The 12886-nt window shown below is 64.9% G+C and carries 10 protein-coding genes; 7 read left to right on the forward strand and 3 right to left on the reverse strand.

Features of this window, described 5'->3' with window-relative positions; all coding sequences use genetic code 11:
- The first annotated feature begins 133 nt into the window (after positions 1-133).
- From ACNJYA_RS27840 to ACNJYA_RS27850, 3 genes are all read left to right on the forward strand, one after another.
- Positions 134-2989, forward strand: a complete 2856-nt coding sequence (locus tag ACNJYA_RS27840; protein ID WP_439401046.1) for a hypothetical protein — start codon at positions 134-136, stop codon at positions 2987-2989.
- Positions 2990-3166: 177 nt separating this feature from the next.
- On the forward strand, positions 3167-4681 hold the full coding sequence (locus ACNJYA_RS27845; RefSeq protein WP_439363911.1) for a CYTH and CHAD domain-containing protein: 1515 nt from the start codon (positions 3167-3169) through the stop codon (positions 4679-4681).
- A 16-nt stretch (positions 4682-4697) separates the two neighbouring features.
- The gene (locus ACNJYA_RS27850; protein WP_439363912.1) at positions 4698-5066 is read left to right on the forward strand and encodes an avidin/streptavidin family protein; all 369 of its coding nucleotides are present in this window, start codon (positions 4698-4700) and stop codon (positions 5064-5066) included.
- Between the two features lie 303 nt (positions 5067-5369).
- Here ACNJYA_RS27850 and ACNJYA_RS27855 read toward each other — a convergent pair whose 3' ends face one another.
- The 3 genes from ACNJYA_RS27855 to ACNJYA_RS27865 all read right to left on the reverse strand — a co-directional run bounded on the left by ACNJYA_RS27855 (position 5370) and on the right by ACNJYA_RS27865 (position 7519).
- The gene (locus ACNJYA_RS27855) at positions 5370-5552 is read right to left on the reverse strand and encodes a hypothetical protein (RefSeq protein WP_172783856.1); all 183 of its coding nucleotides are present in this window, start codon (positions 5550-5552) and stop codon (positions 5370-5372) included.
- Between the two features lie 170 nt (positions 5553-5722).
- The gene (locus ACNJYA_RS27860) at positions 5723-5947 is read right to left on the reverse strand and encodes a hypothetical protein (protein ID WP_172783855.1); all 225 of its coding nucleotides are present in this window, start codon (positions 5945-5947) and stop codon (positions 5723-5725) included.
- A 141-nt stretch (positions 5948-6088) separates the two neighbouring features.
- Positions 6089-7519 (reverse strand): TAXI family TRAP transporter solute-binding subunit, encoded by a 1431-nt coding sequence (locus tag ACNJYA_RS27865; RefSeq protein WP_439401047.1) that lies wholly within the window; start codon positions 7517-7519, stop codon positions 6089-6091.
- Between the two features lie 236 nt (positions 7520-7755).
- On the opposite strand from ACNJYA_RS27865, the gene ACNJYA_RS27870 reads away from it, so the two are divergent.
- The 4 genes from ACNJYA_RS27870 to ACNJYA_RS27885 all read left to right on the forward strand — a co-directional run bounded on the left by ACNJYA_RS27870 (position 7756) and on the right by ACNJYA_RS27885 (position 12885).
- Positions 7756-8997 (forward strand): MFS transporter, encoded by a 1242-nt coding sequence (locus ACNJYA_RS27870; protein WP_439363914.1) that lies wholly within the window; start codon positions 7756-7758, stop codon positions 8995-8997.
- A gap of 68 nt (positions 8998-9065) precedes the next feature.
- Positions 9066-10259 carry a M20/M25/M40 family metallo-hydrolase gene (locus ACNJYA_RS27875; protein ID WP_439363915.1) on the forward strand — a complete coding sequence of 398 codons (1194 nt, stop codon included), beginning with the start codon at positions 9066-9068 and terminating at the stop codon, positions 10257-10259.
- Between the two features lie 148 nt (positions 10260-10407).
- Entirely contained in the window at positions 10408-11493 is a 1086-nt protein-coding gene (locus ACNJYA_RS27880) for a mandelate racemase/muconate lactonizing enzyme family protein (RefSeq protein ID WP_439363916.1), read from the forward strand.
- A 243-nt stretch (positions 11494-11736) separates the two neighbouring features.
- On the forward strand, positions 11737-12885 hold the full coding sequence (locus tag ACNJYA_RS27885; RefSeq protein ID WP_439363917.1) for an amidohydrolase: 1149 nt from the start codon (positions 11737-11739) through the stop codon (positions 12883-12885).
- Position 12886 lies beyond the last annotated feature (1 nt).

A 12886-nucleotide genomic window follows, 5' to 3' on the forward strand; every position in this document is an offset into this window, starting at 1 on the left:
AAAGACCGAGAACGATGCGGCAGCCAGCGCCCCGCCAGTCCCGGCACCGCCAGCGTCTGAGCCCTCTTCAATACTACCCTTCGACCTAACGATTACAAATCGGCTCGCCTCCTCCGAAATCCCGCCAGGGCCATTGCCACAGACCGAGCAGGTCCCCGATCAGCTCCTAGAAATCTATCGGACCTTCAACGCAGACGACCGATGGGCGCTGTGCCTGTCCGGTGGCGGAATCCGCAGCGCGGCGTTTGCGCTCGGTATCGTGCAAAGGATTGCCGCGCTGGAGGTCACGTCGAAACGCAAGAACGAGAAGGCCGGCTCGGCCCTGAAGCAGTTCGAGTATCTGTCGACAGTATCGGGAGGCGGTTATATCGGCAGTTGGCTGTCGGCCTGGCTGTATCAGGAGCGCCAGCGCGAGAAGGGGCGCCAGGCCCTGATTGTCCCCCCACTCTGCGGAACCGCCGGTCCAAGCGTCCCGCCGGATAAAGTGGTTCCAGCACTCACCATGCGCGAGAGCCGCGGTCCGCTCGGAGACCACGAGGAAGCCGAGCCGATTTCCAACCTTCGGCGCAACTCGCACTTCCTCTCTCCAAGCTTCTCGTCGCTTTCTCCCGACCTGTGGAGCGATGTCGCCAGCGTCCTGCGCAATCTGTTCCTGAACTGGATCCTGCTCGTCCCTCCGATGATCCTTGCGGTGCTCGTCACCAAGGCGCTCTACTTTGCGCTTATCGACGCCCACAGCATCACGGAAAGGTCGATATGGTTTCTGGTCGTGATGGCCATACCAACGCTGTGCTTGTTGGTTTCCCTGTCCTTCTCCGTCGCAAACCGCCCGGCGCGCGGCTGGATCAACGTCTCGCAGCCCCGCTTTCTCCTGTGCGATCTCGCTCCCTTCCTTGTCGGAGCCGCACTGCTGGTGCTCGTGCTGCGGAGCCCGTATGGTCTGAAGACTCTCACGGATGTGCTTCGCGTCAGCGGCTTCGAATTTGTCGAGAAATTCAACAACCAGCATCCGGCCGCGGCGGTGCTGATCCGCGGAACAATCCTTGGCATGATCTTTTTCCTGGCGTCCTGGGCGCTGGCGCCCCTGTGGACGATCATCTTCGGGAGATCGTCCCGGCCGCCGCCCGAGTCGCGCCCCAAGCATCCGTGGATGGAGCTGATCGCCTGGGCTGTCGCCGGCGCGGCTTTCGGTCTGCTGAGCGCCGTGGGACTGATTTTGCTCTGGAGCATCAACCCCTCCGACTCCGCCGCCACGGCGGCGGGTTTTGCCTGCGTATTCGGGCTACCCTGGATCGTGCTGGCGCGCATCGTCGCCGACGTGACCTATATTTCGTTTGCCGAGTTCCTGTCCGAAGTGGATGTCGGGCTGGAATTTCAGGCGCGGTCGAGCGGGCTCTTCACGCTGGCCTATCTCGGCTGGCTCGTGTGGTTCGGGCTCGTGCTCGGCGCGCCACCGGCTGCAAGATGGATCGAGACCCAGATTGGCAGTGCAACCGTGCCCTCGCTCGCAGCCGGAGGAGGTCTTTCCGGCTTGCTCTCCATCCTCCTCGGAGCGAGTTCGAAGACCAAGACAGCCGCCGAGCAGATTTCAGGCTTGCGCCAATATCTCGGACTCAACACGATCGCGGCCGTCGCCGCGGCGATCTTCGCGGCCGTCCTGGTCGCTCTGCTGTCCATCGGCTGGGACGCAGCTTTCAGATCGCTTGCCTCCGGCGCAGACGGTCACATGCCCTGGACCATGGTGTTCCTGGCGGGCATCTTGCTCGGCGCGCTGATCTACGCGGCCGCACATGTCCTCAGCATCAACCGATACTCACTCCACGGCCTCTACCGGAATCGGCTGGTTCGCGCCTTTCTGGGCGCGTCGCGCAACGAGAAGGAGCGTGACAAGACGAAGAACGCCTTTACGGATTTCGACGGCCGGGACAGCCCGCTCCTGCACGAGCTTTGGGAGCATGGCGTCGCGCCGACAGGGGCCAAATGGAAGCCGTTCCACGTCATCAGCGGGGCGCTCAACCTGGTGTCATCCAAGAACCTGGCATGGCAGGAACGGATGGCCGCGCCCTTCACGTTCTCGCCGCTCCATTGCGGCAGCGGCAGCGCGGTCTTTTCGGACGGTGCATACCGAACGACCTACGCCACGGCCCACCAGCCGCAGCCTTACGGCGGAAAGCTGACGCTCGGAACGGCCATGGCGATCTCCGGCGCGGCCGTGAGTCCGAGCATGGGCTACAACTCCTCGCCGGGCGTCGCCTTCCTGATGGCGCTGTTCAATGTGCGGCTCGGCTGGTGGCTCGCCAATCCGCGCGGCGACAATCCCTACTATTCGGAAGTCAAGCCAACGAACGCGCTCCGACCGTTCTTCATGGAGATGTTCGGACTGACCAGCGAGACCGAGCGCTGGGTCTACCTCACCGACGGCGGGCACTTCGAAAATCTAGGCCTCTACGAGATGGTCCGCCGGCGCTGCCGCGTGATCGTGGTCAGCGACGCCGGCTGCGACCCCGATTATTCCTTCGAGGACCTCGGCAATGCGCTGCGCAAGATCTGGATCGATCTCGGAGTACGCATCGACCTGGACGGGCTTGACCTCCTGAAGAAGCGCTTCAAGGAACGTCCAACCCCCGCCGAGCAAGCGCCCTACTGGGCGATCGGCGACATTCTCTATCGTGAGGCCGATGGCGGCGACTCGCAGAACGGACTGCTCCTGTATTTCAAGTCGGGCCTGCACGGCACGGAGCCCATGGGTGTGTTGAGCTATGCGATAGCCCACGCGACCTTTCCGCACGAGACCACGTTGAACCAGTTCTTCTCGGAATCGCAATTCGAGAGCTATCGAGCACTCGGCTACGAGATCGCAGAACGTGCATTCGAGTGCGGCGAAGGTCTTTCGGTCGACGCGAAGACCGGGGCGCCCCCGACATTCCTCTCGATTGTCGAGAAGCTGAAAGCATCGCCGCCTTCGCCACCGCCCCCGCCGCCGCAATGAACTGACCGGATTCATTCTAGCCTGCGCCTCAATCGACCGGTCTCGCGGCAAGTTCCGTGAATTTCCATAACCGGCGGACGCGGCAATTGGCCGACGCGCATCGCCATCCGAAATGCGCGTTGCACACGGAACTTCTCGCGGTGGCGCCACTTTGAATGGGCAACGGAAGCGTGCCCGATGAATGCCGAAACGGAACTCAAATTCCGCCTTGCGCCACGAAAGCTGTCATCCGTCCTGCGCGATGGCGCGTTAAACGGACAGCGCGGCGACCGGTCGGAGCAGGATCTGGTGTCGACCTATTACGACACCAGCAAGCAGAAGCTCAGGCGACATGGTCTCACGCTCCGCATCCGCAAGGTCGGCGACCGCTATGTGCAGACCGTGAAGGCCGGCGGCTCCGGAACCGTGACGCGCGGCGAATGGGAGCATGAGGTCGCAGGCGCAAGGCCCGACTTCAAGCAGATCAAGAACACGCCTCTTGCGGATCTCGCGTCCAAGAAACTTCCGCGCAAGCTGCGGGCGGTGTTTCGGACCGAGGTCCACCGCACGACTGAAGCAAGGCGGGTGCGACGGAGCCAGATCGAGCTCGCCGTCGACCGCGGCCGCATCGGCGCCGGACGGCGTTCCCGGCCGGTGGCTGAGCTCGAACTGGAATTGAAGTCCGGACAGGCCGCCGACCTGTTCCGGCTGGCGCGCAATCTCGAACGCAGAACGGGCGCGGAGCTCGATCTGCGCTCGAAAGCCGAGCGAGGCTTTGAACTCGTGACGGGAAACGGCGCGGGCGCGCAGCATGCCGAGCCGATCGAGCTGACACACGAGCTGTCGCCGCGCAAAGCCTTCGGCGTGATCGCGCATTCGACGCTGCGTCAGATCACGGCGAATGCCGATCCGGTGCGGGACATGGATTCGGAAGGCGTCCACCAGATGCGCGTCGGCCTGCGACGCTTACGGGCCGCGATCTCGCTGTTCTCCGACATCCTGCCGCGCGCCAGCACGGAGCGGATCAAGACCGAGCTCAAATGGCTCACGGGCGAGCTGGCGCCGGCACGCGAGATCGACGTCTTTCTCAATGAAAGCATTCGGCCGATCGCCGATCAGGGCGTGCCGAAACGCGGCGCTCGCGCGATCGCCAAGAAGTTTTTCGCGGAGCGGAGGGCCGCCTTCGCGCGCGCCCGCGAGGCGGTCGAATCACCCCGCTATCGCCGCCTGCTGATCGACGTGCTCGAGTGGATCGAGACCGGACAGTCCCGCGCCGATGACGATCGGTCGATTGCTGCTTACGCCGCCTCGGTACTGGACCGCCGGATCAGGAAGGCGCGCAAGCAGGGCAAGCATCTGGACGATCTCGATCCGATGCAACGCCACAAGTTGCGGATCAGGATCAAGAAGATCCGTTATGCCGTCGACTTCTTCGTGAGCCTCTACAGCGATCGCGACCAGGGGCAGCTCGCAAGCCTCTCCGGCCGGCTGAAGGCGATTCAATCCGCGTTGGGATCGCTCAACGACTTCATGACGCATCGCGAGCTGGCGACGGAGACGGCGTTGTCGGCGCCGCCGGCGAACCGGCGCGCCCAGGCTTTCGCATCTGGGTTCATCGTCGGCCAGGAGCGAGAGGCGGCGCGCAGCCTGATGAAGGACGCCGCCGGGGAGCTGCATCGATTGCACCGGCTGCGCGTCGCGCCGGGCAAGTGAGCGTGGGAGAACCGGAATGTCGTGGGTCGGCAGCTGGCGAAATCAGTTCGGCTCCATCCTACGCATCATCAGCGAGACGGAGGGGCGCATCGAAGGCACTTTCGAGACGGCGCTCGAAGATAGCGGCTTCTATGGACAAACGGTGCAGGTCACCGGGTTTCACAGGGGCAATTGCATCGGCTTTGTCGCCGTGGGCTCGTCTGCGACAGGCGACCGCGTCGTTTCCTACACGGGGCTGTTGCGGCATGGAAAGATGGAGACCGCCTGGTTCGTCGTCGCCGACCAGGCGCTGAGTGCCGCCAGGGAGGGCGAGCCTGCCAGGCTCGAGCCGTTGAACTGGTGGCGCGCCGTGACGACCAACGTCGATAGTTTCGAACGGATCTAGCGCCGCCCCCGCCTGATGGAGCTTCAAGCCAGAAAGCCCGGTGCCGCAGCCATGGAGCTAGAGCGGAATGGCTTTAGGTCAAATCGATTGCCGCGGGCTCGGTGCAACCTCTCTCGCTTGCGCTTGCGGGAAAGGTCGCGCCGAAGGCGCGGGTGAGGGCTTTCTCCTCTCGGGGGCTATCCCACTGCGAAAACACCCTCTCCCGAGCCCTCTCCGCATCCGCCTTCGCCAAGGCTTCGGCGGACAAGAGCGGGAGAGGGAGTGCACTTACGTTGTAGCAATCAAACCTGATCTCATCACGCTCTAAGGCCGTTTGATCGCCGGATCCACAGGGACGATCTGCAGCCCAGCTGCGTTCAGCGCTTCCGTGATCTGCTTGGCCAGCAGCTTGGCTTCTTCAGTTCCGATTTGAGCGTCGGGAAGGTCCTTGAAGACCGCGCAGACCGTCGTCGCTATGATGGTATTGACCTGGTGCGGATCAACCATTTTGGTGCACGCGAGATTGCTTCACCGGATCGGTGGTGCGTCGGGCTGCAGGACCACAGCGCTCATCGCAAGCCAAAGAACGAAAGAATGGCCGCGATCACAACGACGAGCCCTATGAGGTAGATCAGACCGTTCATCGCAAGTCTCCTTTTCGACGTGATGGCTCGGATTCATTCGAGGGTCGTCGTCGCGTCCCTGGCATTACACTGCTGAGCGGCCAGTTTCTCGAGCTCCACTTCCTTCTCGATGGCCGTCAGAGAATTGCCGATCTTGTCGACGATCCTGACCAGATCGGCATTGGTGATGCGAAGGCGCCTGCGTACCGACTTGACCTGACCGGCGTTCGCAAGATCGAGCGTTGTGCGAATGGGCCGCGGTGGTCTCGAGGACAGCATGATCAGGTCTCCTTACCGAGGTAAGAGAGACGATGTCTTTTTTGTTCCTATATCCGCCGACGGAAGCGCTCGATGACGAAGACGAGTATGCCGAGGCAATTACTGCAACCGTCGCGCGCAGTACGGAGGCGCCACGACGCTTTATCCCCGCGGCGTAACGCCGTGGCTCCCTACCGCGCCCCGAACCGTTTCGAGGGTGGTACGTTGCAGTGCGGTTCGCCTCTCGGCAATGGCATTGCTCAAGAGGTCGAGCACCAGTCCGAATGCCGCGAGCTCCTCTTGCTCGATCGCGCCGTCATCATAGCATTCGAGCGTCTCGGCGATGATAATATCGGCCTCGCGCTGCAATGCCACAAGCTCCTGATTGGATTCCGCGGTCCTCGCGCTGGAAACCATGGCCAGGATTCGGTTGCGATGGCTGGTATTGTCGTCCCTTTCGTCGCGGTTCAAATAGCGCCGCAACCAAGCGGCAGCGGAGCCGATTCCAGAGAGAAGCAGGAGCCCGAACCAGAAAAAGTCGCCATACCGGTCGAGAAACGTGCGTTCGTTGCCGTCGATGACGGCCGCCGCGCCCCGGTGGACCTGCAGCTCAGCCTCCTTCTCGAGGTCGGGCTTGGTGATGTGTGCAGCGCCAGGGACCTGCCTCGCGATCGCCTGGCGAACGGCAAAGAGCTGACGGAAAAACGCGGCGACCGTCGCTTCGGGCAGGCTCTTTCTCGCCACGATCAGATGGCTGACGCTGAGAGTTTCAACCTTGTCACCTGGCCAAGCCGGATCCGCATTGAAGATGCTGGGTGGAATCTCCTCCGATTCATACCGGGGATGCTTGATGGCGATCGCTTCCGATGCCTCGATGGCGAGAAACTTCGGCTCGCCGCGCGCCCGCGCCGTTGCGGCAACGGCATCGGAGGTGATCTTGCTGTCGAGGGGCCCGACCGCCATGAAGGCATCGAGGGTGAGATCGCGCGCGAGCTCATCGATCTGGTCAGTGCCGAACTGCGCCACGGCGACCTTGTCGGGCTGCACTCCGGCGGCGCTCAGGATGACGCGCAGCAGCGCGGGATTCACCGGCGTCCGCCCGATCACCCCGACACGGCGCCCTGAAAGATCGGCGACCTCCTTGATCTTCGGCGACGGCTTTCTTTTCGAACTCTTGCCCGCAAGCCCGGAAGGTGCCCAGAGCACGACGAAGTTCTTGCGTACGACAGCGACGGTCTGCGCCTCGGCCGGCATGTCCAGGTCGCCGCGGCCGACGGCAAGATCGGCCTTGCCAGACCCAAGCAGGGCGAGAGCTTCCATCGCTCCGTCGGCCTTGATCGGACGCAGCCTGACAGTTCGGCTTTCGCTGCCGAACGCATCGGCCATCGCCTGAATGACCTTGTAATCGTCGCTGCCAGGCGGCCCGACGGCGATCCGGAGAATCTCCGGCCGCAACGCGTAATAGAGTGCACCCGCTGCGACGCCGAAGACGAGAAATCCAACGGCGAGAAGCAACAGTAGAAAATTGCTCCTTCGCCGCTCCCGGCGGGCCGCGTCACTGGTCGTCTGACTTGTACTCTCGGACGAGGACATTGCCGCTGCCACCGCATGTCATGGCGCTTCCTGGTCTGCAGGATACCACGTTTTGCCGGCATAACGTCTTGGCGCTCGTTCAGGTTCACGACCGCCGCGACATGGATGAGCCTGCCAAGCGACTGGTCGCGACTGGAGAAGCCACATTCCGGCATGAGGGGGTCGCACTGCCGCCATTGGCGCCCGCCCCCGCGATCATGTAACCCCACCCAAAACCTTCTCGGGACGGGACGCTCATGACCACGGCCGCCAACGACGCGGGCACAGCCACCCGCGCGCTGATCTTCGCGCTGGTCGCGCTCGCCTGCGGCCACATGCTGTCGACCCTGCTGCGCACCATTCCGGCGGTGAGCCTCGACCTGATGGCGGCGGATTTCCACATCGAGCCGCAGGCGCTGGCGAGCCTCACGTCGGTCTATCACTTCGCCTTTGCGGCTTCGCAGATCCCGGTCGGCGCGGCGATGGACCGATTTGGCGTGCGGCCGGTCTCGCTCGGCCTGCTGGCGGGAACCGTGTTCGGCGCGGTGGCCTCGGGATTTGCGACGGGGCCTGAGAGCTTCGCCGTCGGGCAGCTGCTGCTCGGCGTCGCCACCTCGGGCATGCTGATGTGCCCGATGACGCTCGCCGCCAAGCAATTGTCGGCGGCGCGGTTCGGATTGTGGTCCGGCGCCATCCTCTCGATCGGCAATATCGGCATGCTGCTGTCAGCGAGCCCGCTCGCTTTCGTGATCGACAGTTACGGCTGGCGCGCCGGTTTCTGGCTCTCCGCGATCGGCGGCATCCTCGTCGCGCTCGCGGTCTTCGTGCTGGTGCCGCACCAGCCGGCCGAGCACAAGGACTCGTCCTCGCCGTTGTCGCAGATGATCGATGTGGTCAGGCTCGGCCTGTCGCGGCCGCTGCGCGGCGTGATCGCGCTGGCGATGGTGTCGCTGGCGAGCTCGCTGGTGCTGCGCGGCCTGTGGGGCGGGCCCTGGCTGATGGAGATCAAGGGACTGACGCGGGTCGAGGCCGGCAACCAGCTCGGCGCCTTCACGCTGGCGATGATCGCAGGCCCGCTGCTGGTCGGCATGATCGACCGCAGGCTCGGCCGCCGCCGCGAGCTGATCGCCGGCACGCATGCGATCGCGGCGCTGCTGCTCGCGCTGATGGCGCTGGGAGCCCCGCACTTTGCCGTTGCATGGCTGTTCGGCGTGAACGTCATGCCGCCGTCCTACGATCTGGCATTGTTCGTGCTGATCGGGCTCTTCACCTCGGCGCAGCCGCTGCTTTTCGGCATGTCGAGGCAGCTCGTCGACGCGCAGGTCGCAGGGAAAGCACTTGCGGCCGTCAATCTCGCCTTCTTTCTCGGCACCGCGCTGATGCAGTCCGTCACCGGCGCGGTGGCCGCGCTCGCGGGGCTGCCGGCGGTGCTGCTGTTCATGGCGGCGGCGCTGGCGCTCGGCGTGCTGATCTTTTTGATCTACACGCAGCGCGTCTGAGCCCCTTGCGAAATGCGAAAGCGCAGGGGATGCTGCGCCGCCATCCGCATCAAGGGGAATTCGAGTCCATGCCTGTCGACACCAAAGCCGCCACCGATCGTCTCATGCGCTTCCTCACTGTAGAGGGCGTCACCGGACAGGAGGCGGCGATCGGGCGGGAGCTCACGGCCGCGCTGAAGGAGGCCGGCGTGCCGGCGAAGGCGATCCGGCTCGACGACGCCAACACGCGCATTCCTGTGCCGACCGAGACCGGCAACCTCATCGTCGACCTGCCCGGCCGCGGCGCGCTGCACAACCAGCCGCGGATCATGTTCATGACCCACATGGACACGGTGCCGCTGTGCGCCGGCGCCAAGCCGAAGAAGTCCGGGCGCAAGATCGTCAACGAGGCCAGGACCGCGCTCGGCGGCGACAATCGCTGCGGCTGCGGCGTGCTGGTGACGCTGGCCGCCGAGCTCGCCAAGCAGAAGCTCGATCATCCGCCGATCACGCTTCTGTTCTGCGTGCGCGAGGAGAGCGGGCTCTATGGCGCGCGTCACGTCAAGCTCGACGAGCTCGGCTCGCCGGTGATGGCGTTCAACTATGACGGCGGCTCGGCCTCCAACGTCGTGATCGGGGCCGTCGGCGCCGACCGCTGGACCGTCGAGATCTTCGGCCGCGCCTCGCATGCGGGCGTCGCGCCGGAGCGCGGCATCTCCTCGACCATGATCATGGCCCTCGCGCTTGCCGAGGTGAAGGCCGGCGGCTGGTTCGGCAAGGTGGTGAAGGGCAAGCAGCAGGGCACCAGCAATGTCGGTCCCGTCACCGGCGGCGAAGGCCGCCCCGCGGGCGATGCCACGAACGTCGTCACCGACTACGTCCATGTGCGCGGCGAGAGCCGCAGCCATGACGGAAAGTTCTTCAAGGAGATCACCAAGGCCTACAAGGCCGCGTTCGAGAAGGCGGCCAAGAAGGTGACGAACGCGCAAGGCAAGTCCGGCAAGGTCAAGTTCAAGGCCGAGACCGACTATTATCCGTTCCGCATGAAGGAGAACCTGCCTGTGGTGAAGCGCGCGATCGAGGCGGTGTCTGCGGTCGGCGGCACCCCGAACGTGCGCGCGGCCAATGGCGGCCTGGACGCCAACTGGATGGTCCGCCACGGCGTTCCGACCGTGACCTTCGGCGCCGGCCAGAACGAGGCGCACACGGTCGACGAATGGATCAATCTCGACGAATACGACCGCGCCTGCGCGCTGGCGGTGCAACTCGCGACGATGCGGTGAGTTTGGTTTGTAGGGTGGGTTAGCGTCAGCGTAACCCAAGTCGTGTGCATCCACGGCAACAGAAGTGGTGGGTTACGCCAGCGTTTGCGCTTCGCGCAACCGCTAGCTAACCCACCCTACGAAGCAAAAGAAAAAACAGGGAGGCTACATGCCGCGCATCGCAAACATCGAGACCGGGTTCTACCGGATCCCCCTCCCCGTCGCGCTGTCGGACTCCACGCATGGCGACATGACGGCGTTCGAGCTGATCACCTGCCGCGTCCGCGATGCCGATGGCGCCGAGGGCGTCGGCTACACCTACACGGTCGGGCGCAATGGCGGGGCTGTGGCCGACATTCTCAAGCGCGAGATCCCGCCGTTGGTTGAAGGGCACGAGGCCGACGGCACCGAAGCGATCTGGCATCATGTCTGGTGGGGGCTGCATTATGGCGGGCGCGGCGGGCCGGCGGTGCTGGCGCTGTCGGCGCTCGACATCGCGCTGTGGGATTTGAAGGCGCGGCGCGCCAAGCTGCCGCTGTACCGCCTGCTCGGCACCTTCGATGCGCACGTGCCGTGCTATGCCGGCGGCATCGACCTCGATCTCTCCGTCGATGCGCTGCTCAAGCAGACCGACGGCAATCTCGCCAAGGGCTTTCGCGCCATCAAGATGAAGGTCGGCCGGCCCGAGCTCAAGTCCGACGTCGCGCGCGTCTCGGCGATGCGACAGCATCTCGGCGACGGCTTTCCGCTGATGGCGGACGCCAACATGAAATGGACGGTCGAGGAAGCCATCCGCGCCGCGCGCGCGTTCGTGCCCTATGACCTGACCTGGCTGGAGGAGCCGATCATTCCCGACGACGTCGCCGGGCATGTGCGCATCATGCAGGCCGGCGGCGTGCCGATCGCAGCGGGCGAGAATCTGCGCTCGCTGTGGGAGTTCAAGAACTACATCGCATCCGGCGCGGTGTCCTATCCGGAGCCCGACGTCACCAATTGCGGCGGCGTCAGCGCGTTCATGAAGATCGCGCGGCTGGCGGAGGCGTTCAACCTGCCGGTCACCAGTCATGGCGCGCACGACGTCACCGTGCACCTGCTCGCGGCCTGCCCGAACCGATCCTATCTGGAGGCGCACGGATTCGGGCTCGACAAGTACATCGAGCATCCGCTGGTGCTGAAAGACGGGCTGGCGCTGGCGCCTGACCGGCCGGGGCATGGGATCGGGTTCGATTGGAAGGGGCTGGCGAAGCTGGCGTAACACCCATGCTCGTCATTCCGGGGCGCGACGAAGTCGCGAGCTATGGTGCGCAATTGCGCACCTGAGAATCCACTGGGCCTCGGAGCGAGCTGCACCATGGATTTCCGGGTTCGCGCCAAGAGGCGCGCCCCGGAATGACGGAAAAGCACATTGCTGCACGCGAGGCATTCCAAGGCGCGGGGTGCATGGCGGTGATAATCCATTATGGTGACGGCAACCGACATCACTCAAGAGACACCTGCCTTGTCCCCCGAACTCCACCAGAAACTGACCGCGTGGCGCCGGCACCTGCATGCGCATCCCGAACTGTCGCTCCAGGAAGAGGCCACCGCCGCCTTCGTGCGGGACAAGCTCACCGAGCTCGGCATTCCCTTCGAGGCCGGCATCGGCGGCCACGGCATCGTCGCGACCCTGACGCGCGGCCACGCACAAAGGCGGGTCGGCCTGCGCGCCGACATGGATGCGCTGCCGATCACCGAGGACACCGCCCTGCCCTATGCTTCAAAGACATCGGGCGTGATGCATGCGTGCGGCCATGACGGCCATACCGCCTCGCTGCTGGGCGCCGCGGCGCTGCTCGCCGCCGACAGCGATTGGAGCGGCACGGTCGATTTCGTCTTCCAGCCGGCCGAGGAAGGCTTTGGCGGCTCGCGCGCGATGGTCGCGGCCGGGCTGTTCGACCGTTTTCCGATGGAGCGGATCTTCGGCTTCCACAACTGGCCGGGCCTTGCCGCCGGGACCATCGCCGTGCACGACGGCGTCGTCATGGCCTCCGGCGGGCGCATCAGCATCACGATCGAGGGCCACGCCGGGCACGCCGGCATGCCGCATCTGACGCGCGATCCCGTGGTGGCGGCCGGGCACCTCATCGTCGCGCTGCAATCGATTACCTCGCGCGGCGTCGATCCGCTCGACACCGCCGTGCTGTCGCTGTGCACCATCGAAGGCGGCACCGCGGCGAACCAGATCGCCGGACGCGTCACCATCCGCGGCACGCTGCGCTACCACCGCGAGGCGGTCAAGGACACCATCCTCGACGGCATCGAGCGCACCTGCGCCGGGATCGCGACCAGCTTCGGCGTCAAAGTCACGCCCGAGATCGTCTGGGGTGTCGGCGTCGTGATCAACACGCCTGATGAGGCCGACCTCGCGCGCATCGCCGCGGAGAAGGTGCAGGCGCCGGTGCGGCGCGATCTCGCCCCCAGCATGGCCGGCGAGGATTTTGCCCATTATCTGCAGCAGCGGCCCGGCGCCTTCGTCTGGATCGGCAACGGGCCCTTGCGCGACGGCGCGGAGCTGCACGGCCCTCGCTACGATTTCAACGACGCGATCCTGCCGGTGGCCTCGCGCTGGATGGCCGAGGTCGCCAAGGCGGCGCTGGCGTCGAACTAGC

Origin of the sequence: Bradyrhizobium sp. BLXBL-01, from assembly GCF_051853025.1 — a bacterium.
Taxonomy (GTDB): Bacteria; Pseudomonadota; Alphaproteobacteria; order Rhizobiales; family Xanthobacteraceae; genus Bradyrhizobium.